This window comes from Caulobacter segnis, assembly GCF_031454995.1.
Taxonomy (GTDB): Bacteria; Pseudomonadota; Alphaproteobacteria; order Caulobacterales; family Caulobacteraceae; genus Caulobacter; species Caulobacter segnis_E.
Genome location: NZ_JAVDRV010000002.1, coordinates 984,593 through 1,005,468 on the forward strand (window position 1 = coordinate 984,593; position 20,876 = coordinate 1,005,468).

A 20,876-nucleotide genomic window follows, 5' to 3' on the forward strand; every position below is an offset into this window, starting at 1 on the left:
GCGGAATCCCTTAAGGGCAGCGCCTCTTCGCGAAGGCGTCTTGCCTTGGCCGAGCGGATCGCTCACAAAACCCAAGTGATTTTGTAGGGTTTGAGTCATGCGCCGCTCTCAAGCGCCGATCATCGCCGTCGTCGGGGCGGGCTTCAGCGGGGTCATGACCACGCTGAACCTGCTGGCGCGAAGCCACACGGCGAAGGTCCTGCTCTTCGAAAAGCGCGCCCCGGTCGGCCTCGGCGCGGCCTATTCCACCCACAATCCCAGCCACAAGCTCAACGTCCGGGCGGGCAATATGAGCGCCTGGCCAGATCGCCCGGATCACTTCGTGACCTGGCTCGCGGATCAGGGAGTGGATGTTGGCCCTGGCGGCTTCGCCAGCCGGGCGGACTACGGACGTTATCTTCAGGCCCAGATCGCCGGGATAGCGGAAGGCCCGGAAAGTCTGGGCCGCCTTGTGATCATTCCCGACGCTGTCATCGGCATCGCGCCCCATGGCCAAGGCTGGCGCCTGACCACGGCGCTTGGACAGAGCCACGACGTGGACGCGACGATCCTGGCGCTGGGCAATCCGCCGCCGGCGTGTCCTCAAGGCGTTGACGAGGCGTTCCTCACCTCACCCGCCTATATCGCCGATCCATGGCGGTGGCGCGCCAGCGATTTGCCGGAAGGCTCGGTCATGCTGATTGGCTCGGGCCTCACCATGGTCGACGTCGCCCTGTCGCTGGACGACGCCCAGCCGGGCCGGCCCATGCTCGCGCTGTCCCGCCGTGGCCTAGCCCCCTTGCGCCACCAAGGCGCGCCCACGCCCTGCCCGCCCCCGCCGGGCGACCTGTCGCCGCTGGCCTTGCTCGCCTGGCTGAAGCAAACCGCGCGCGAACGTGGCTGGCGCACGGCGGTCGACGCCGTCCGCCCAGTGACCCAGGCTCTGTGGCGAAGCTGGTCGCCTCGGCGCCGGCAAGCCTTCCTGCGCCACGCGCGTCCCTTCTGGGATATCCATCGTCACCGACTGGCCCCCGAGGTCGCCGAGCGCATCGACGCCATGCTGGCCAGCGGCCAGTTGGTGATCGCGGCCGGCAAGATCCGGGAAATGAGCCTGGACGCCGAAGGCCACGCCGTCTGCAAGTGGCGCGCGCGCGGCGGCAACGCCGGCTACGCCTTCCGCGCCGCCCGCGTGATCAACTGCACGGGACCAACCGGCGACATTCTCGCCGCCGAGGACGCGTTCGTGCGGGACCTCGTCCGCCAGGGGCTCGCGCGCCCGGATCCACTGCGCCTCGGGTTCGATCTCGACGACGACAACCGTCTGCGAAACGCGAGCGGCGACGCCCTCCCCCGCCTCTTCGCCGTGGGCCCTTCGACCCGCGCCGCGCACTGGGAGATCATCGCCGTGCCCGACATCCGCGGGCAGGCGGCCGCCGTGGCGAAAGCCGTCTTAGCCAGTCTCGGCTCCTAGACGACCTTCTCACCAAGTGAAGGTGCCGGCCGAACGCGCCGGCAATGACGCCTTGAACTGGCTGACGCCGTCCGAGATGGCGAAGTCCGCCGCGCCAGCGCCGATGTTCAGGACCAGGAGAACGCGACGACCGTCCGGGTTCTGGAACGCGACCGTGCGTAGATCCCCGACCCGCGCGGGCGATCCGATCCGCGTGGCGCCGGGCTTCACGAAACGGCTGGCGTGCCCGAACGCGTAGTACTCCTGCGTCCGGGTGATCGCGCCGGTCTGGCTATCGATCGTCACCAACGGCCGGCAGTCGCTGCATCCGCCCTTGTGCGGGCCAAATTTTTCGTCGAGCGCCAGGTTCCACATCAGGACGCCGCGCGAGCCCCCGCGCGTGGAGCCGATGATCAGGTTCTCCATCATCCAGGAGAAGCTGTCGTCGAACTTCGGCGCCCACTCACCGCCCGAGCATTCGGTCAGGAAAACCTCTTTGTCCGGATGCGCGGCCGTCACCGGCGCCTGGGCCGAAACGTCCCCGGCGTAGCAATGCCAAGCCACGCCCGCGAGGAAGGCTCTGGCCTTGGCGTCCGCCAACACCGTCATCGGCTGGTCAGGCTTGTCCCAGTTGTGGTCCCAGTCGAGAACCTTGGTCGCGATCTTCTCGCGTTGGAACACCGGCGCCAGGTTCTCGCCGAAGAAGCGGGCGCGATCCTCGGGCTTCCAGCGCATACCGGGATAGCTGTCCGGCTCGAAATCCGGCTCGTTCTGGATGCTCAGATAGTCCGCCGGCACGCCCAGCTTGGCCGCGCCCTTAATGTAGCGCGCGAAGAAGTCGGCATAGACGGGATAGGCCTCCGGCTTTAGCTCGCCCTGGACCAGAGACCCGGTGGTCTTCATCCAGGCCGGCGCGCTCCAGGGCGAGTGCATGACCTTGAGGTCCGGATTGATCCTCAGCGCCGCGCGGACGGTCGGGAAGACGTACTGCTCCGGCCGCTTCAGGGAGAAGTGCTCGAGCTTCGGGTCGGGCGCGCCGTTCGGCGTGTCGTCCAGGCTGTAGTGATCCAGCGAGAAGTCAGAGGCCCCGATGGTGACCCGAGCGAAGCTGAAACCAAGGCCTCCGTTCGCCCGACCAAACAGCTCGCGTAGAAGCGCGTCTCTTTGCGCTGCGTTCAGCTTGTTCTGGATCAGCCAAGCCGAGGAGTCGGTGATCGAGGCGCCGAACCCCACGATCGACTGATGGCGCTCCTTGGCATCGACGGCGATCACCGGCAGGTCAGCGACATCCCGCGCCGAGACGGCGCGCGAAGCCCGCTGCTCGGCCAAGAGCTGCCTCTTGTCGCCCGTCGTCACCCAGGCTTGCAGCTTGGGCGCGGCGACGGCCGGGAAAGCGACCGCCAGCGCGGCGAACGTGGTGCAAAACGCGCGCATCAGGGCTTCCTCGACCAGGCCTTCAGGTTGGCCTTGCCCGTGAGCACGGGCTCGCTGGCGTTGCGGCCGACATAGAGCGGATAGCTTCCCGCCGCGATCGACCAGCCGGGCTTTGAAGCCTCGTAGTCAGCCAGGAGGCGCGGTTCGACCGTCAGCGTGACGCGCTTGGTCTCGCCCGGCGCCAGATCCACCTTTTCGAACCCGGCGAGACGAACCATCGGCGCGCGCTTGCCCGCCGTGACATAGAGCTGGGGCGTGTCGGCGCCGGCGACCTTGCCGGTGTTCGTAACCTCGAAGCTGACCTTCAGGCCCGCGGCGTCCTCGACCTTGAGGTTCTTGTAGGCGAACGACGTATACGAAAGGCCGTAGCCGAATGGATAGAGCGGCGTCAGCTTGCGCTGAGCGTACCAGCGATAACCGACGGCCGCGCCCTCGACGTATTTGACCGGGAAGCCCTTGATGCCGGGGACGGTTTTGTCGGCGCGGCGGGCGTCATCGATCGCGGCCTGCTCGGCGAAGCCCGGCGCGCTGGCGCGCGGAGCCTGGTCGGCGGACTTCGGGAAGGTCATGGCCAAGCGGCCCGACGGATTGACCTCGCCGAACAGCAGGCGAGCGATCGCCTGACCGCCGCGCTGACCGGGATACCAGGCTTGCAGCACCGCGCCGACGCGGTCGATCCACGGCATCAACACCGGACCGCCGGTCTCCAGCACGACGATCGCGTTCTTGTTGGCGGCCGCCACGGCGTCGATCAGGGCGTCCTGGTTGTCGGGCAAGGCGATCGAAGGCGCGTCCTGGGCCTCGGTCTGCCAGTGCCAGGCGAAGACGATGGCGACGTCGGCGTCCTTGGCGGCTGCCGCGGCGGCGGCGGGGTCCTTGCCGTCGACATAGACCACTTCCGCGCCCGGCGCGGCGGCCTTGATGGCCTCCAGGGGGGAGGACGCGTGCCAGGTGACGCGGACGAACGAGGCCGCCTCCCCGCCGTTCAGCGGGATCTCGACCGGTGCTCCGCCCACGGAGCGAACCTGGGACGAGCCGCCACCCGACAGCACGCCGACGTCGGCATGAGCCCCGATCAGCACGATCTTCTTGGCCGTCTTGGCCAGGGGAAGCAGGTCGCGATCGTTCTTCAGCAGCACCGAACCGCGCTCGGCCACCGATTGGGCGACCTTGGCGTGGGCGTCATAGTCGATCGGCTGGGCGGTCGCCGGGGTCGGGTCATCCATCAGACCCGAGGTGATAACTCCGTGCAGGATGCGGCGGACCATGTCGTCGACGCGGGCTTGGCTGACCTCGCCCCTGGCCACGGCGGCCTTCAGGTCGTCGCCGAAGAAGATCTGGGTGTCCAGCTCCTGGCCGGACTGCTGGTCGAGGCCGGCCAGGGCCGCCTTGACCGTGCTGTGCACCGCGCCCCAGTCGGACATCACGAAGCCCGGATAGTTCCAGTCGCGCTTGAGCACCTTGTTCAGCAGGAAGTCGTTCTGGCACGCCCAGTCGCCATTGACCTTGTTGTAGGCGCACATGACCGAGGCGGGATTGCTCTTCTCGATCGCGATCTGGAAGGCCAGGAGGTCGCTCTCGCGCAGGTCCGCCTCGTCGATCTGGGCGTCCATCACGTGGCGGCCGGTCTCCTGGGCGTTCAGGGCGAAGTGCTTGATCGTCGAGACGATGTGGTTGGACTGCACGCCCTTGATCTGTTCGGCGACCATCTCGCCGGCCAGCAGCGGATCCTCGCCAAGATATTCGAAGTTGCGGCCCGCCCACGGGTCGCGGGTCAAGTTGACGCCGCCGGCCAGCAACACGTTGAAGGTCTTGGCGCGAGCCTCGGCGCCGATCATGGCCCCGCCCGCATAGGCGAGTTTGGGTTCGAAGGTCGAGGCCAAGGCCAGGCCCGACGGCAGAGCCGTGGCGACGTCGCCCTTGCGTTGCTCGACCTGATTGGCGACGCCGAGGCTGGCGTCGGTCTCGCGCAGGGTCGGGATTTTCAGACGCGGAACGCCCGGGACATAGCCGGCCGACGGGATCATGTCGGCGGGCGCGGGCTTGGCGTTGGGCGGGAAGAGCCCGTGCAGATAGGTGATCTTCTCGTCCAGGGTCATCTGCTTGACCAGGGCGTCGGCGCGAGCCCACGCCGGGTCATTGGCGCGCGGCGCCAGGGGCGCGCTATCCTTGGTCGGCATGACCTCGGCCAGGGCGCCAGACAGAGGCGCGAGCGAGAGCAACGCCACGGCGGCGGTGGTCCGGCACAGGATCCGCAAGGCGGAAGATGGCTGGGCGGCGAGCGTCATGGCGTTACTCCGTGCAATCGTCAGGGTGTTGGAACAAGGGGCGCGGCCAAGGGCGGAGCCTGGCAGGTCCGGGCCACGAACTCTGCGTGGCTGGGCATCACGGCCAGGCACTTGCCGATGACCGTCTGGATGTTCTCGAGATATTGCGCGATCGCCTCGTCCGACTGGACGCGGACCAGGGGGTCGTAGCCGCGCGGGATCACGCCCTGGCCCAGGAAGACCTGGATCCAGCTCTCCTCGGTGAACAGCTCGTCGTCCTCGCGGAACACCCGGCCGTTGGCGCGGAAGAGATCCATCTTCCGCTGGAGCGTCCCGGGGACCTCCATATCTCGGCAGTGGCGCCAGAAGGCGGTGTCGTCGCGCTCGGTGGCCTTGTAGTGCAGGATGATGAAGTCGCGGATGCGCTCGTATTCGAAGTCGGTCTGGCGGTTGAACTCGTCGATCGTCGCCTGGTCGAAGCCGGCGTCCGGCAACAGGCGGACCATGCGGATCACCGACGACTGGATCAGATGCAGGCTGGTCGACTCCAGCGGCTCCATGAAGCCGGCGGCCAGGCCCACGGCCACGCAGTTCTTGTTCCAAATTTTCTTGCGCTTGCCGGTGGTGAAGCGGATGCGCAGCGGATCGGCCCGCTGGGCGCCGTCCAGATTGGACAACAGGACGCGCTCGGCCTCGTCATCGTCGATGAAGCGGCTGCAGTAGACGTGGCCGTTGCCGGTGCGGTGCTGCAGCGGGATACGCCACTGCCACCCGGCGTCATGCGCGGTCGAGCGCGTGTACGGCGTGAAGCGCTCCGAGCGCTCGGACGGCACGGCGATGGCCCGGTCGCAGGGCAGCCAATGGGTCCAATCGTCGTAGCCGGTCTTCTGGGCCTGCTCGATGATCAGGCCTCGGAAACCCGAGCAGTCGACGAAGAAGTCGGCGGTGATCGTCTCGCCGTCTTCCAGCGTGACGGACTGGACGAAGCCGTCGTCGGGGCGCAGCGCCACATCGACGATCTTGCCCTCCCGCCGTTTGACGCCACGCGCCTGGGCGTAGGTCGACAGGTGCTTGGCGTAGAGGCCCGCGTCGAAATGGAAGGCGTGGGCGATATGGCCAATCGGCGAGTCGCTCATGTCGGCCCGGGCGCGCATGAACTTGTCGTTCAGCGCCATGGCGTTGTTGATCGCGAGATTGTCGAGGGGCGGCGCGCGACCCAGCTCACGCATGCGCAGCCAGTACTGGTGGGCGCGCAGCCAGCCCAGGTCCTGACCGATGACGCCGAAGCCGTGCAGGTAGCTCTCGCCCTTGCGCCACCAGTTCCGGAACTGGATGCCCAGCTTGAACGAGCCCTGCGTCTTCCGCAGGAAGTCGTCCTCGTCGAGGCCCAGCAGCTCGTTGAAGGTCTTGATGGCCGGGATGGTCGCTTCGCCGACGCCGATTGTCCCGATCTGTTCGGACTCGACCAAGACGATCTCGTAAAGGCCCTGGAACAGGCGCGCGCACAGCGCCGCCGTCATCCATCCGGCCGAACCGCCGCCAGCGATCAGTATCTTCTTGAGCGGTTTCACGCCCGCCTCCCGGTCTTTTGTCAAAGGTCGGGGCCGCTGGCTGAGCGGCCCCGCCTCCGATGGTTCCAAGCTGGCGAACCCGACCGCAAGGGGGGCGCGGCGGGCTCGGCCTTGCGCCTAGAACCGATAGTTGACGCCGAACAGGAACTGGCGGCCGTACTTCTCGTAGGTCTCCGGCAACGAACCGCCGTTGCTGGTCTTGGTCCCGCCGTCGTCGAGGCCCAGACGCGTCCGATAGGGCGAGTTGGTCAGGTTGTTGACCTGAAGGAGGACGCCGAGGTTCTCCAGCGGACCTTCTTGGAAGGTGTAGCCGATCTGGGCGTCGACCTGCTTGTCGGCCAGGATCTCGGTGAAGCCCCGTGTCGCGAACAACTGCACCACCTCGCCCTTGAAGGCCGAGCGGTAGCGCTGGCTGATGCGCGCCTGGAAGCCCCCGCGCTCGTAATAGCCGGTGACGTTGTAGACCGTGCCCGACAGGCCCGGGATACGGACCTTCTGCTTGGGATCGGTGCTGGTCGTGGGATTGAGGTTCGACTTGGTCAGCGACAGGCTGCCCTGGACGCCGAAGCCCTTCATCAGATCGGCGAACTGGCCGAAATCGAGCGCGCCGCTGAACTCGAGCCCCTTGACCGTGCCGCCGTTGCCGTTGGCCGGCAGGGTGATCTGTCCGATGTTGTTGATCGTGGTGCCGGCCGGAATATTCGCCCCCGGCGGCAGCGGGATGCCCGTGAAGTCGAACGTGCCCGACTGCTGGTAGATGTAGGTGTCGAGCTTCTTGTAGAAACCGGCCACCGACACATAGGTCGCGGGGCTGACGTACCACTCGTAGGCGAGGTCCGCCGCCTTGGCCATCCAAGGCTTCAGGTGCGGGTTGCCGCCCGAGGCAGACCAAGGATTGACCGTCGTGCCCGGCCCGCAGGGCTGGCTGGAGCAGACCAGGCCATTGAAGCCGGGCGTCACGTTCGCGCGCATGTCGTCCATGCGCGGACGGGCCATGGTCTTGGACAGGGCGAAGCGGAGGCGATGGCCGCCGCCCAGGTCGTAGATCAGGTTCATGCTGGGCAGGACGTCGGTGTAGTCGTCCTTGGCATTGATCCGGGTGGGGACGATCGGTTGACCGGAGGCGAGGCCGTTGATCACGACGCCGCTGGACTCCTGCTTCTGCTTGACCACCTGGACGCCGACGTTGCCGCGCAGGTCGCCGGCCTGGAAATTGGCCTTGGCGAAGAAGGTCGCGACCTCCTCGGTGATGTCCCAATTCTTGTCGTAGTAGTTGGCGTCCAAGATCGGCGCGGAGTTGTAGTACTTCTTCCAGACGTCGCCGATCTTGACCGAGAGTACATCGCCGAAGCCGGCGAAGCCTAGATTGGTCGGCGAGACCAGGTCGGCGGCGTCGACATAGACCTGCTGGCGACCGTTCTTGAGGAACAGGTCGTTGTCAGAGACGGTCTTGCCCTTGTCGCGCTTGGTGTAGTTCACCCCGCCCGACACTTGCGTGATGAACCCGTCCAGCTCGTGCTCAAGGCGGACGTCCACGGCGGTGACGTCCTCCTTCACGTGCGGATAGCGGATCGCGCCGTCGTGGCCCCAGCCGCCCCAGGGCGCGCGGTCGCCCAGCGTGACCTTGCTGGCGTCGGCGTAGTTCAGACCCTCGTCATATTGCGAGAAGCCGTTGTCGGCGACCTTGAAGCCGATCGTGTCGTAGGTGCGACCCACGTCCGGCGTGGCCGGAGTGACGCCGCCGACGCCGCGGCCATAGCCCGCGTACGTCTCCATGATCTGTTCCTTTCGCTTGTTGGACGAATAGGACAGATCGGCGACCAGCTTGGTCTTTTCGGTCAGCTGGAATTCGTTGTTGAAGCCAGCCGCGAACAGCTGGTCCTGGCGCGTATTGTAGTCGTTGCGCACGATCGGCACGCCGTGGTTCAGCGTGCCGCCGGTGGCGAACTTCGAGCCGCCCACGTCGCCGGTCGTGACGTTCGAATAGGTCACGCCGTCGGCGTACGGGTTCGAGAACCACTGGGCGCCGCGCGTCGTCTCCTTCTGTTTGAAGGTCGAGTAGTAGAGATCGAGTGTCGAGTGGATTCGGTCGTTCGGCTGGTACTCGAAGATGCCGATGACCGCGTCACGCTTGTTGTTGCGCGAGACAGCCATGATCTCCTGGCCGTTCAGCATCAGCGCGCCGTCTGCGCTGTCGGGCGAAGTCGATTCAGGTGGGAAGGCTTCGTAGCCGTAGGCCTTGTAGCGCTTCACCTGCGAAGGCGAATCCAGATGGGCGTAGCCCAGGGCCACGCCGATCTTATCGTCGGCGAACTGGTTGATATAGCTGACGCTGAAGCGGCCACCCGTGTTGCGAGAGTCATCGTTCAGCTTCTTGCCCGACGTCTTCTCGCCGCGCAGGTTCACGGCCAGGACGCGCTTGCCGTACTCCAGCGGGCGGACGGTGCGCAGGTCGGCGGTGCCCGAAAGGCCCATGCCCGAGACCTGGGCGTCGGGCGTCTTGTAGATGACGACGCTGGACAGCAGCTCGGACGGATACTGGTCGAACTCGACGGCGCGGTTGTCGCCCGAGCTGGCCTGCTGACGGCCATTCAGCAGAGTGGTCGTGAAGTCGGGCGCCAGACCCCGGATCGAGATCACCTGGGCGCGGCCGTTGACGCGTTGGGCGGCAAGGCCGGGAAGACGGGCGATCGACTCGGCGATGGAGACGTCCGGCAGCTTGCCGATGTCCTCGGCCGAAACGGCTTCGACGATCGAGGTCTCGTTCTTCTTGATGTTGATCGAGTTTTGGATGCCGGCGCGGATGCCCGTGACGACAATGGCTTCGACCGTATCGTCGCCTTGCGTTCCCGCCTCGGAGGCCTGCTGGGCCCAAGCCGAGCCGGCGATGGCCAGGCTGATCGCGGCGACCGAGGTGCTGACGTAGAATTTCTGGATGGACGCGCGCGCGCCACTGCGATTTCGCATTTGAGCTTTCTCCCCTCCGAAGGTCGCCCCGCGCGGGCGACGTCTTATTGTCTTGCGACCCATGATAGGCCGTGGAAGCGCTTCCATGGAAGCGCTTCCATTTGCATTTGAGCCGACAACGTTGTCAAGCCGGAAACCATGGGCCGAACGACGTCTAGTTGGGCGCCGTGGTCTGCCGGCGAACGAGGGCGTGATCCAGTTGGTGGAACACGGGCGCGGGCTCGATATTCGTTCCGTTCAGCCGCGCGACCAAAAGCTCGACCGCTCGCTGCCCCAACGCCTTAACCGGCTGATGCACCGTCGTCAGAGGCGGCCAAACGATCGCCGCGACGGGCGCGTCATCAAAGCCGGTGATCGACAGGTCGCGCGGAATGGTGAGGCCCCGTGCGTGGGCGGCCGACAGGGCGCCGGCAGCCATGTCGTCATTGGCGCAGACGATAGCGGTCGGTCTTAGCGGATGATCCAATAGTCGCGCCGCCAGATGCGTTCCGGAGCGAAAGGTGAAGTCACCACGCAAGACGACATATTCGGCTTGATCCAACCCTCTCTCGGCCAGAGCGCGCTGGAACCCTTTCAGGCGCAGATTGGCTGAAAGGTGATCCTCGATCCCGGCGAGAAAGCCGAACCGGCTGTGCCCAAGACCCAAGAGTTCGACAGCGACGTCGTAACCGCCGGCCTCGTCATCGACGCCGACGCCGTCGAAGCGCCCCCGACTCCCCCCACCCGGGGACACCGTGACCACCTTGCACCCCTGGGCCAACACGGCTTCGATCAGGATCATGTCATCGCTGTAGGGCGGCGCGAGGATAAGGCCCTCGCACCGCTGAGCGGTGATGAGCTCCAGGATGCGCTTGTGGCAGTCAGGCGTCCGATCAGGAACATTCTGGACCAGCATTTGATAGCCCAGAGCCAGGCAGGCGCGTAGCGCGCCCAACTCCAGCGCGGCCTCATAATATGAGTTCGGATCGCTTTCGGGATCGGACGCGAAGACAAAGGCGAGTAGGCGACTGGCTCCGCCAGCGAGACTGCGGGCTTGCGGATTGACCTTGTAGTCCAGCCGCTCGACGGCCTGCATCACGCGCGCCCGGACTTCGTCACGGACATTTTGACCGCCGTTGAGAACCCGCGACACCGTCACGCGCGCCACGCCCGACAAGCGGGCGACGTCATCGATGGTCGGTCTCTTGCCGGTCAAATCATCCCCCTCTCGAAGGTCCGGAAGATGATCAGGAAATCCGAGCGGTACAAGCGCTTCACGCGCGCGGCTTGAAAACGGGCCAACCGATGGACCGTTTCGCGACAACGGGTTTCAGCCCCGCCCCCTTGATTTGGCGAGGCCGGCCCGCGTCGAGCCGCCCCGGAAACGCCCTACACCGCGCTCAAGCGATAGAGGCCCGCGCCATGGGGCGGCAGGTCCGCTTGGACCCTCCCCCCGGCGCGCCCGATGTCGTTTCGACTCCAGAGGTCGCGCACCCGCACGCTCGCGGGCAGGCCCAGGAGGCCCAGCGACACGCCGACGGTCCGCGGCTTGTCGCCAGTGTTGAACAGCGCGAGGTAGGCGTCTCTGTTCGAGGCGCGCGCTGTCCAGACGCGAACATCATCCTCGACGAAGTGCGGTCGATTCGCGCTGGACGTCTGATTGACCGCGATCACCTCGGGATTGGTCAGCAGCGACTTGGTCGGCGCGTCCAGGTGGCGCAGGTCGCCGCCCATGATCAACGGCGAGCGGGCGATGGACCAAAGGGTCATCAGGGTGCGCTGTTCGTCCGGCGTGAACTTGGTGTCGCGCTCCCCCAGCGCCAGACGTCCCAGAGGCAGCATGTCCGCGTCGGGCCAGCCGCCTTCCCCGATGTAAGGCGACCAGTTCTCCAGTCGGGTGAACTGGGCGTCCAGCATCTTCCAGTCATCCCAGAAATCGTCCGAGATGCGCCACATCTGAGCGTGGCGGCGCGCATGCTCGCCCCGGAGCACCGGCGTTTCGCCCGGAGACATCGACAGGATCATTGGCCTTCCCGTCCGGCCGATCGCGCGATGGATCGCCTCGATTTCGGCCATGTGGGCGTCGTAGGGCCGGCTCAGGTCATCGACCTTGACGAAGTCGACGCCCCACGAGGCCAGCAGCGCGAACACGCTGTCATAGTAGGCCTGGGCGCCGGGCTTGCGCATATCGACGCCGTACATGTCCGGGTTCCACGAGCAGACGCTGTCGCGATCGACGATGTCGGCGATGGCGATGTTGGTTCCCTTGACCTTCAGCCCCCGCTCTACCGCTAGGCGCGGCGCGCCGCGCATCAGGTGGACCCCGAACCGAAGCCCCAAGGCGCGCACCTTGTCGGCCAAAGGCCTGAACCCCTTGCCGTCGGTCGCTGAGGGAAAGCGATTGAGCGCGGGCAGCAGACGGCCATGCGCGTCCATCGTCGGGATCGGCTTGGCCGCGTACTGATAGCTGCTAGCGCTGGGCTCGTACCACTGGATGTCGACGGTCAGGATGTCATAGCCGGCGGGCAGCAGCTCGCGCGCCATGATCCTCGCCTGCTCCAGCGTTTGCGCCTCGGTGATCGTGGTCGCGAAACTGTTCCAGCTGTTCCAGCCCATGGGCGGCGTCGGCGCCAGCAACGGCGATTTGCGCGCCCGGGGCTTCGACAGCGCCACGCCCGGAGCGGCGCTCAACAGAGCCGCCCCACCAAGCAAGGTCCGGCGGTTTGTATTCAAGGGCGTCATGCGAACTCCGTTGCTCCAGGTCGCGTGTTCAGGCGCTCAGGGCTTGACCTCATTGATCGCGCCGTCCGGGGCGTAGGTCAGCGGCGCCACGGTGATGGATCGGCGATGGTCGCCGCCGCCGGGCAGCAGGTTGTCGTGGTAGAACAACCAGCTACGGCCCTTGGCGTCCAGAATGGCCTGATGGTTGGTCGAGATCTTCAGATAGTCCAGGATCACGCCCTTGTAGGCGTAAGGCCCCATCGGCGACTTGGAGACGGCGTAGACGATCTGGCCCGGCCAGCCAGTCGAGAAGCTGAAGTAATAGAGGCCGTTCCGCTTATGCAGGAACGGAGCCTCGCCATACTTCTTCTTGGGATCGTCGGCGGGAAAGCCGGTGACCACCAGGTCCTCGATCGGGCCGGCTAGGCTGATCATGTCGGCGCCCAGCTTGACGATCTTGGGGACCCGCGTGCCGAACACGAGATAGGCTTGGCCGTCGTCGTCGATCAGCACCTGGGGATCGATCGGCTCGGCGCCGGCGTTGGCGTCACGCGCCTTGTCGACCAAGGGCGCGCCGATGGCGTCGACGAACGGTCCCTCGGGCCGCGACGCCACGGCGACCCCGATCTTGTCGCCGCCCACCGGAGCGTAGAAGTAGTAGCGACCATCGCGGTGCGCGGCTTCCGGCGCCCAGGCCTTGGCGTCGGGCCTAGCCCACTTGAAGGCCGTCACGGACATGAAGGCGCCCGCGTCCTTCCAGTGCTCGAGATCCTTGGACACGTAGAGGCGCCACGTCGTGGAGTCCCAATAGGTTCCCGAGTTCGAGGCGTCGTCGGTGGCGTACACATAGTAGCGCCCGCCGAACGAATGGGGCGAAGGATCAGCGCTGAAGCGCGGGGTGATCGGCTCGGCCGCATAGGCCGGAAGCGCCGCCAGAGCCGCGACCGCCAGGCCGCTCAGAACGGCTTTTTTCCAGGTCATGTTTCGCAATCCCCTAGGGCGCTGGCCTCGCCGATGCCGGCGAGGCGCATGGCTACCCGCTAAAGCACACCGTCGATCCGCAAGGCCACGCCGAACGGATGCAGCGCGGCGTCGGGCACCGTGACGTGCAGGCCAGCACGATCCTGGCGGAACGGCAAAGGCGTCTTATCGCCCGCCAAGGTGACCCGCTTGACCGCGCGCCGCGCGTGGGGGCCGCCCTGGGCGAGCGAGAGGACGCTCACCTGCCCTCCCTCTGGCCGACCAAGCGTCAGGGCGTAAAGCGCCTTGCCCTTGGTGGTGAAGCGGATGTCCTTCGCGGTGAAAGGCTCCTGCTTACCCTCGCTGAACATGCCGGTGACCACGGAGGTCGGTCCCTCGCCGTAGATCACCCAAGGCCGCGTCCCATGGATCGCGTCGGAGAACCGACCCATCCAGCCGCCAATCTCCTCGACGATGCGACGCTCCTCGGAGTCGATCGTGCCGTCGCCGCGCACCGGCACGCTCAGCAACAGGTTGCCGTTCTTGGAGACGATGTCGCACAGGCGATGGATGACCTCGGCGGCCGGCCGATAGCGCTTCTTTTCGAAGATCTCGCGGCTGTAGTGCCAAGACCCAAGACAGGTGTCGGTCTGCCAGGGCGTGGGGCTGATCTCGGCGCGCAGGCCGCGCTCGACGTCGGCGACGACGCCGGGAACCTTGCGATCACCGGGCTTGATATTGACCACGACCTCCATCTTGCCGCCATGCCAGCCCATCGAGGCGTTGTAGTAGTGCGCCGTGACGTCCAAGCCAGCTTGCTCGAGCGGTAGGTCGAAGTTGTCGAAATAGACGAGGTCGGGCTTGTAGCTGTCGATCAGGTCCTTGCAGCGCAGATACCACTGGCGAACGAAGGCCGGATTGTTCAACGGCGCCTTTTCGTTCCAGGCGCCATCGTTGGCCTCGTGCCACTTGTTGGCTTCGGCGATGCTGGTGACGCCCGGCGGGAGCGGCATCACCGCGCCGCAGTAGAGCTCCTGCGGATCGAGGCCCTCCCACCAAGTTCCCAGGCCGTCGGCTTTGAACCGCTTGAAGGCGTCGTAGCGCTCGCCTTTGCGAGGCCCCTCTGGGTCGTAGCCATAGGCGGTCTGGAACCAGTGCCAGGCGTGCGCCGAGTGGTTCGAGACGCCGAACCGCAGGCCGCGCTTACGGGCCGCCTTCTCCCAAGCGCCGATGATGTCCTTCTTGGGACCGACGCGGACGCTGTTCCAGTCGTGGAACTTGGAATCGTAGGCGTCGAAGTTGTCGTGGTGGTTGGCCATGGCCACGAAGTACTTGGCCCCGGCCTTCACATAGAGATCGAGCAGATCGTCCGGGTTCCAGTTCTCCGCCCGCCACTTCGGGTAGATTTCCATGAAGCCCGTATCGGCGGGATGGCCGTAGGTCTTCAGGTGATGTTCGTAAGCCGCGCTGCCTTGCTCATACATGCCGCGGGCGTACCAGTCGCCGGCCTCGGGCACGCATTGCGGGCCCCAGTGCGCCCAGAGGCCGAACTTGGCGTCCCGGAACCAGTCCGGCGCGACGTAGCCGGCGTTCAGCGACTCCCAGGTCGGCTTGAAGGGCCCGTCGGCGATCCTGTCGAAGCCAGGCGGCGTTAGCGTCTCCGCTCGCGCGCTCGCGGCGGCCATGCTCGCGGCGGCGACTCCGCCGAAAAGATCGCGTCTCGTAGGCTTCATAGCGCTCCCCAGTTCTGGCGCACCGGTCATTCGCGCCGCCGCACGTGATCTTGCCTACCTAAAAATTTCATTGATGCAATGCTTTTTACCAGCGATAACGCAACTCCGGCGATTTTGATCGCCCGCACGAGAACGCGAAGGCGTCGGAGGGTTTCGGAGGGAAAATGACGAGAGCACGTCAAGAAGGGTCGCTGTTGACCCAGGGAATTATCATAGCGCTGTTCTTCCTTTGGGGAGTCGCGAACAATCTGAACGACGTGCTGATCCCCCACCTGAAGAAGGCGTTCTTCCTCTCGGATCTGCAGTCGGGCCTCGTGCAGTCCGCCTTCTATCTCGGGTACTTCTTTCTCGCCCTGCCCGCCTCGATCGTCATGAGGCGATATGGCTACAAGGTCGCGGTTCTGGTGGGCCTGGGCCTGTTCGGCCTTGGCGCCCTGATGTTCTATCCGGCTTCCGCGGTTCTGCAGTACCCCCTGTTTCTGGCCGCTCTGTTCGTCATCGCGTCGGGTTTGGCGTTCCTTGAAACCTCGGCCAATCCGCTGATCACCGTCCTGGGCGATCCCGCGACCTCCGAACGCCGCCTGAACTTCGCCCAGGCCTTCAATCCGCTGGGCTCCATCACGGCGGTCCTCCTAGGCGGTCAGTTCATCCTGTCGGGCGTCGAGCCGACCAAGGCGCAGTTTGACGCCATGAGCGCGGCGCAATTGGCGGCTTTCCAGGCGCAAGAGGCCCGATCGACCCAGATTCCCTACCTGGTGATCGCCGCCGTCGTCTTCGGCTGGGCGGCGCTCGTGGCCTTCACGCGTTTCCCCGCCGCCGCCACCCGGCCGCCGCCGGAAGACGTCGCCAACGCGCCCTCGGCTGGCGCGGCTATCGCCGCCCTGTTCCGGCGCCCGCGTTTTCTGTTCGGTGTGATGGCCCAGTTCTTCTACGTCGGCGCCCAGGTTGGCGTCTGGAGCTACATGATCCGCTACGCCCAGCACGAAGTCGGCATGGGCGAGAAGGTCGCCGCGACGTACCTCACCTGGTCTCTCGTCGGCTTCATGGCTGGACGCTTCGCGGGAACCGCGGCGATGGGCAAGATCAGCCCGACCCGGCTGATGGCGGCGTTCGCGGCGATCAATACGGTCCTGACGCTTTTCGCTGCGCTCGCCGGCGGCAAGGCCGGCCTTCTCGCCCTGGCCGCGACCAGCTTCTTCATGTCGATCATGTTCCCGACCATCTTCGCGACGGCGATCAAGGGCCTCGGCCCCCTGACCAAGACCGGTTCGTCATTCCTGGTCATGGCGATCATCGGCGGCGCGGTCTTCACCGCCCTGATGGGCGCGATCTCCGATCTCAGCGCCATCAACCACGCCATCCTCGTCCCCAGCGTCTGCTTCGCGGTCGTCGCCGCTTACGGCCTGTTCGCGGCGCGAGCGGCGTTGACGATGGACACCACTACCGCACCGAAGGCGCCCTAGCATGATGAACACCCTGGTTTGCACAGCACCGGGCGAACTGGTTCTGGAGCAACGCCCGCGGCCCGTTCCGGCCGAGGGCGAGGTTCTGGTGCGGATTCGCCGCGTCGGCGTCTGCGGCACGGACATGCACATCTTCCGCGGCACCCAGCCCTATCTCGCCTACCCGCGGATCATGGGACACGAGTTGGCGGGAGAGGTGGTCTCGGCCCCGGCTGGCGTCGATCTCGCGCCCGGCGAGGCCGTTTACATCATGCCGTACATGTCGTGCGGCCACTGTTCGGCATGCCGGAAGGACAAGCCGAACTGCTGCCGGAACATTCAGGTGCTCGGCGTCCACGTGGATGGCGGCCTGGCGGAGTATCTCTGCGTCCCTGCGGGGTTCGTGGGCAAGGCCACGGGACTAACGCTGGACGAAGCGGCCATGGTTGAGTTCCTGGCCATCGGAGCCCACGCGGTGCGGCGCGCCCAGATCAAGCCCGGACAAAGCGTCCTCGTCGTCGGAGCGGGCCCCATCGGCATCGCGGCCGCGCTGTTCGCCAAGCTCGCGGGCGGGGTCGTCACGGCACTGGACGGCCGGCGCGATCGCCTGGACTTCTGCGCCGAACATATCGGCGTCGACCATACCGTCGATCTTGGCCCGGACTCCGCTGGCGAGCTCGGCGCGCTGACGGAAGGCGACTTCTTCGATGTGGTCTTCGACGCGACCGGCAATCCGAAGGCCATGGAAGCGGGGTTCGCCTATGTCGGCCACGGCGGGGCCTACGTCCTGATCTCGGTCGTCAGCGCCGACATCACGTTCTCCGACCCCGAATTCCACAAGCGCGAAACCACGCTGTTGGCCAGCCGCAACGCCACGCTGGAAGACTTCGAGATGGTGGTGGAGACTATCCGCGCCGGCAAGGCGCCGACGCGCGCCCTGAACACCCATAGCGGTCGGTTGGCCGATCTCCCCACCGATCTGCCCCATTGGATGGAGCCCGAGGCTGGCGTGATCAAGGCGATCGTATCGTGCTGATCGACGCCCACCAGCACTTCTGGCGCATCGGCCAAAACGATTGTGTCTGGCCGACACCCGATCTCCCCGCGATCCATCGGGACTACGGGCCTCGGGATCTGCGCGTCGCGGCGGGTTCGGATCTGGTCGGCGCGGTGACGGTCCAGTCTCAGCCCAGCGACGCCGACACCGATTGGCTGCTGCGGCTGGCCAACGACGAGCCGCTCATTCTTGGCGTTGTCGGCTGGGTCGACCTTCAGTCGCCGCTCGCGCCCGCCAGGATCGCCGCGCTCTCCGCGCATCCAAAGTTCAAGGGCGTGCGGCCCATGCTGCAGGACCTACCCGACGACGCCTGGATCGCGCGCCCCGATCTGGCCCCGGCGATCGACGCCCTGGTGGCGCGCGATCTGTCGCTGGACGCCCTCGTCTTCACGCGGCACCTGCCGCACCTCCTAACCTTGGCGACAAGGTGGCCCGATCTGCGGATCGTGATCGACCACGGCGCCAAGCCGCCGATCGCTGGCGACGCGTTCGACGAATGGGCCGAGGCGATGTCGCGGCTCGCCGCCCTGCCCCAAGTGCATTGCAAGCTCTCGGGCCTGCTGACCGAGGCGAGACCCGATCAGCCGCCCGAGGCCATCACACCCTATGTCGACCGGTTGATCGCGCTGTTTGGGCCGGATCGTTTGATGTGGGGCAGTGACTGGCCCGTGGTCGATCTCGCGGCGGACTACGCCGCCTGGCTCGAGCAAGCGAGAAGCTTCCCCGCCCTGCGCGCCCCGCCGTTCGCCCAGGCGGTGTTCTCGGACGTCGCCCGTCGGTTCTATCGCCTGGATGCGGGCCTCCAATGAAACCTCGTCAACCCAGTCTGCCCCGTCTCGGCTTTGGCGCCGCGGCGCTCGGGAATCTCTACACGCCGGTCTCGGACGAGACCGCTCGGGCGGCGGTCGACGCCGCGCTCGTCGCGGGCCTCGACTATTTCGATACCGCGCCCCACTACGGCTTTGGCCTCAGCGAGAGCCGGCTGGGAAACCTGCTCCCCGGCTCCGCTCGGATTTCGACCAAGGTGGGCCGCCGCCTCGAACCCATCGACGCGCCGGATGACACCGTGCGGCATGGGTTCGCCGGCGCCGCGCCGTTCGAGCCCGTCTTCGATTACAGCTACGATGGCGTGATGGCGGCGTTCGAGGCCAGCCTCGCGCGTCTGGGACGCGAGCGGGTGGACGTGCTGTTGGCCCACGACCTGGGCCGCATGACCCATGGCGACGCTCATCCAGCGCAACTGAAGGCGTTCATCGAGGGTGGCTACCGGGCGATGGTCGAATTGCGCGAGGCGGGCCTCGCCGGGGCCATCGGCCTGGGCGTGAATGAGTGGGAGGTTTGCCTAGAGGCCTCCGCCCATGCTGATTTCGATGTCTTCCTGCTGGCCGGTCGCTACACGCTGCTGGAGCAATCGGCGCTCGATAGTTTCCTGCCGACCTGCGCCGCCAAGGGCGTGTCGGTGATCGTCGGCGGTCCTTTCAATTCGGGGATCCTCGTCGAGGACGCGGCCTCGGGCGCGCCGTTGCACTATAACTACGAGCCCGCGCCCAAGGAGATTGTCGAGCGCGTGGCGCGTCTGCGGTCTGTCTGCCGAGACCACGGCGTCGCCCTGCCGGCCGCGGCCCTGCGCTTTCCGCTCGCCCATCCGGCCGTGATCAGCGTCATTCCCGGCTTGGCCTCAGCGGCTCAGGTGAACCAAGCCCTAGACTGGCTGGACGCGCCGATCCCGGCGGCGTTCTGGCGCGACTTGCGTCAGGCCGGATTGCTCCACGCCGAAGCGCCCTTCCCCGAAGACGAGATAACCGCATGAGCGTCGTTCTGCTGCATCCGGACGACAACATCCTGGTGCTGGCCGCCCCGATCCAGGCGGGCCAGCGACTGGAGATCGAGGGCCAGTCCATTGTCGCCGCCGGCGACGTGTCGGTCGGCCATAAGATCGCCCGCCGCGCCCTGTCGGTCGGCGAGAAGGTGATGAAATACGGCGCCCCGATCGGTTCGATGACCGTCGCCGCGGCGCCAGGCGAACACGTCCACATGCACAACATGAAGAGCGACTACATCGCCAGCCACACGCGACAGGCCACAGGCGAGGACCAGGCATGAGTATCCAAGGCTACCTGCGCGCCGACGGCCGCAAGGGGATCCGCAACGTCGTGGCCGTGGCCTATCTGGTCGAGTGCGCCCACCACGTGGCGCGGACCATCGTCACCCGAAGCGACGATCCCGACGTACACCTGATCGGCTTCCCGGGCTGCTATCCAAACGCCTATGCCCTGAAAGTCATGCAGGCGATCGGCACGCACCCGAACGTTGGCGGCATCCTGTTGGTCTCGCTGGGCTGCGAGAGCTTCAACCGCGAGGCGCTCGCAGCGGCCGTCACCGCCAGCGGTCGGCCTGTGGAGACCCTGGTCATCCAGGAGAGCGGTGGCACGGCCGACACGATCCGCAAGGGCGTCGAGGCGGTGGCCCGTCTCAAGGCCAAGGCCGCCGCCACGCCACGCGTCCCCATGGCGGTGTCCGAGCTGGTGATCGGTACGATCTGCGGCGGCTCGGACGGCACCTCGGGCATCACGGCCAATCCGGCCGTGGGGCGCGCTTTCGATCGTCTGGGCGCGGCGGGCGCGGCCTGCGTCTTTGAAGAGACGGGCGAACTGGTCGGCTGCGAGAAGATCATGGCCAGCCGCGCGATCACGCCCGAACTGGGCGCGGAGCTCGAGGCCAGCGTTCGAAAGGCCGAGGCCTACTACACCGTGATGGGCTACGGCAGCTTCGCACCGGGCAACGCCGAGGGCGGCCTGACGACCCAGGAAGAGAAGTCGATGGGGGCCTATTCCAAGTCGGGCTCGGCCCCGATCGTCGGCATTCTCAAGCCCGGCGACCAGCCTCCGACAGGGGGGCTATACCTGCTGGACGTCGTCCCCGACGGCGAGGTTCGGTACGGCTTCCCGAACATCTCCGACAACGCCGAGATCGTCGAGCTGATCGCCTGCGGCGCTCACCTGACCCTGTTCACGACGGGACGCGGCTCGGTGGTCGGCTCGGCGATCTCCCCGGTGATCAAGGTCTGCGCCAATCCCGAGACCTATCGCAAGCTCTCGGGCGACATGGATATCGACGCCGGTCGGATCATGGAGGGCCGCGGAACCCTGGACGAGGTCGGCGACGAAATCTTCGACCTGGTCCTGGCCGTCGCCGGCGGCGAGCGGACCGTGTCCGAAGCCCTCGGCCATCAGGAATTCATTTTAACCTACAAGGCCTTCGACCCCATCGGTCCGGCCTGCCTGCCGCTTCGGCGCGCGAGCTAAGGAACAGCATC

At 66.4% G+C, this 20,876-nt stretch carries 15 protein-coding genes; 7 read left to right on the forward strand and 8 right to left on the reverse strand.

What is annotated here, in order from left to right; all coding sequences use genetic code 11:
* The first annotated feature begins 97 nt into the window (after positions 1-97).
* A complete protein-coding gene (locus J2728_RS10635; protein ID WP_309998930.1) occupies positions 98-1,450 on the forward strand; it encodes an FAD/NAD(P)-binding protein in 1,353 nt (450 codons plus the stop codon).
* 9 nt (positions 1,451-1,459) lie between these two features.
* Here J2728_RS10635 and J2728_RS10640 read toward each other — a convergent pair whose 3' ends face one another.
* The 8 genes from J2728_RS10640 to J2728_RS10675 form a co-directional block, all read right to left on the reverse strand.
* Positions 1,460-2,863 carry a glycoside hydrolase family 30 protein gene (locus J2728_RS10640; RefSeq protein ID WP_309998932.1) on the reverse strand — a complete coding sequence of 468 codons (1,404 nt, stop codon included), beginning with the start codon at positions 2,861-2,863 and terminating at the stop codon, positions 1,460-1,462.
* On the reverse strand, positions 2,863-5,151 hold the full coding sequence (locus J2728_RS10645) for a beta-glucosidase (RefSeq protein ID WP_309998934.1): 2,289 nt from the start codon (positions 5,149-5,151) through the stop codon (positions 2,863-2,865). The genes J2728_RS10640 and J2728_RS10645 overlap by 1 nt, the downstream gene beginning before the upstream one ends.
* A gap of 20 nt (positions 5,152-5,171) precedes the next feature.
* Positions 5,172-6,701, reverse strand: coding sequence for a tryptophan halogenase family protein (locus J2728_RS10650; RefSeq protein WP_309998935.1), 1,530 nt, complete (start codon positions 6,699-6,701; stop codon positions 5,172-5,174).
* A gap of 117 nt (positions 6,702-6,818) precedes the next feature.
* Positions 6,819-9,668, reverse strand: coding sequence for a TonB-dependent receptor (locus J2728_RS10655; RefSeq protein WP_309998937.1), 2,850 nt, complete (start codon positions 9,666-9,668; stop codon positions 6,819-6,821).
* 154 nt (positions 9,669-9,822) lie between these two features.
* Positions 9,823-10,863 carry a LacI family DNA-binding transcriptional regulator gene (locus tag J2728_RS10660; protein WP_309998938.1) on the reverse strand — a complete coding sequence of 347 codons (1,041 nt, stop codon included), beginning with the start codon at positions 10,861-10,863 and terminating at the stop codon, positions 9,823-9,825.
* A 173-nt stretch (positions 10,864-11,036) separates the two neighbouring features.
* Entirely contained in the window at positions 11,037-12,389 is a 1,353-nt protein-coding gene (locus J2728_RS10665; RefSeq protein ID WP_309998939.1) for a glycoside hydrolase family 27 protein, read from the reverse strand.
* 36 nt (positions 12,390-12,425) lie between these two features.
* On the reverse strand, positions 12,426-13,349 hold the full coding sequence (locus J2728_RS10670; RefSeq protein WP_309998941.1) for a family 43 glycosylhydrolase: 924 nt from the start codon (positions 13,347-13,349) through the stop codon (positions 12,426-12,428).
* A 59-nt stretch (positions 13,350-13,408) separates the two neighbouring features.
* Positions 13,409-15,061, reverse strand: a complete 1,653-nt coding sequence (locus J2728_RS10675; RefSeq protein WP_309998942.1) for an alpha-L-fucosidase — start codon at positions 15,059-15,061, stop codon at positions 13,409-13,411.
* A gap of 194 nt (positions 15,062-15,255) precedes the next feature.
* Between J2728_RS10675 and fucP the strand changes: the two genes are divergently transcribed.
* Genes fucP through J2728_RS10705 form a run of 6 tightly spaced genes read left to right on the forward strand, consistent with a single transcriptional unit; the run spans position 15,256 to position 20,865 of the window.
* A complete protein-coding gene (gene fucP / locus J2728_RS10680) occupies positions 15,256-16,524 on the forward strand; it encodes an L-fucose:H+ symporter permease (protein ID WP_309998944.1) in 1,269 nt (422 codons plus the stop codon).
* A gap of 1 nt (position 16,525) precedes the next feature.
* A complete protein-coding gene (locus tag J2728_RS10685; RefSeq protein ID WP_309998945.1) occupies positions 16,526-17,539 on the forward strand; it encodes a zinc-binding alcohol dehydrogenase family protein in 1,014 nt (337 codons plus the stop codon).
* Positions 17,533-18,369, forward strand: coding sequence for an amidohydrolase family protein (locus J2728_RS10690; protein WP_309998946.1), 837 nt, complete (start codon positions 17,533-17,535; stop codon positions 18,367-18,369). The genes J2728_RS10685 and J2728_RS10690 overlap by 7 nt, the downstream gene beginning before the upstream one ends.
* A complete protein-coding gene (locus tag J2728_RS10695; protein ID WP_309998948.1) occupies positions 18,366-19,370 on the forward strand; it encodes an aldo/keto reductase in 1,005 nt (334 codons plus the stop codon). The genes J2728_RS10690 and J2728_RS10695 overlap by 4 nt, the downstream gene beginning before the upstream one ends.
* Entirely contained in the window at positions 19,367-19,663 is a 297-nt protein-coding gene (locus J2728_RS10700; protein ID WP_309998951.1) for a UxaA family hydrolase, read from the forward strand. Before J2728_RS10695 ends, J2728_RS10700 begins: the two co-directional genes overlap by 4 nt.
* Positions 19,660-20,865: a UxaA family hydrolase gene (locus J2728_RS10705; RefSeq protein WP_309998953.1), complete on the forward strand. Its 1,206-nt coding sequence runs from the start codon at positions 19,660-19,662 to the stop codon at positions 20,863-20,865. Before J2728_RS10700 ends, J2728_RS10705 begins: the two co-directional genes overlap by 4 nt.
* The last annotated feature ends 11 nt before the right edge of the window (positions 20,866-20,876 follow it).

Coding starts and splice junctions, on each gene's coding strand:
- J2728_RS10635 (WP_309998930.1), top strand. CDS start 98: ATGCGCCGCTCTCAAGCGCCGATCATCGCCGTCGTCGGGGCGGGCTTC.
- J2728_RS10640 (WP_309998932.1), bottom strand. CDS start 2,863: ATGCGCGCGTTTTGCACCACGTTCGCCGCGCTGGCGGTCGCTTTCCCG.
- J2728_RS10645 (WP_309998934.1), bottom strand. CDS start 5,151: ATGACGCTCGCCGCCCAGCCATCTTCCGCCTTGCGGATCCTGTGCCGG.
- J2728_RS10655 (WP_309998937.1), bottom strand. CDS start 9,668: ATGCGAAATCGCAGTGGCGCGCGCGCGTCCATCCAGAAATTCTACGTC.
- J2728_RS10665 (WP_309998939.1), bottom strand. CDS start 12,389: ATGACGCCCTTGAATACAAACCGCCGGACCTTGCTTGGTGGGGCGGCT.
- J2728_RS10670 (WP_309998941.1), bottom strand. CDS start 13,349: ATGACCTGGAAAAAAGCCGTTCTGAGCGGCCTGGCGGTCGCGGCTCTG.
- J2728_RS10675 (WP_309998942.1), bottom strand. CDS start 15,061: ATGAAGCCTACGAGACGCGATCTTTTCGGCGGAGTCGCCGCCGCGAGC.
- J2728_RS10685 (WP_309998945.1), top strand. CDS start 16,526: ATGATGAACACCCTGGTTTGCACAGCACCGGGCGAACTGGTTCTGGAG.
- J2728_RS10695 (WP_309998948.1), top strand. CDS start 18,366: ATGAAACCTCGTCAACCCAGTCTGCCCCGTCTCGGCTTTGGCGCCGCG.
- J2728_RS10700 (WP_309998951.1), top strand. CDS start 19,367: ATGAGCGTCGTTCTGCTGCATCCGGACGACAACATCCTGGTGCTGGCC.
- J2728_RS10705 (WP_309998953.1), top strand. CDS start 19,660: ATGAGTATCCAAGGCTACCTGCGCGCCGACGGCCGCAAGGGGATCCGC.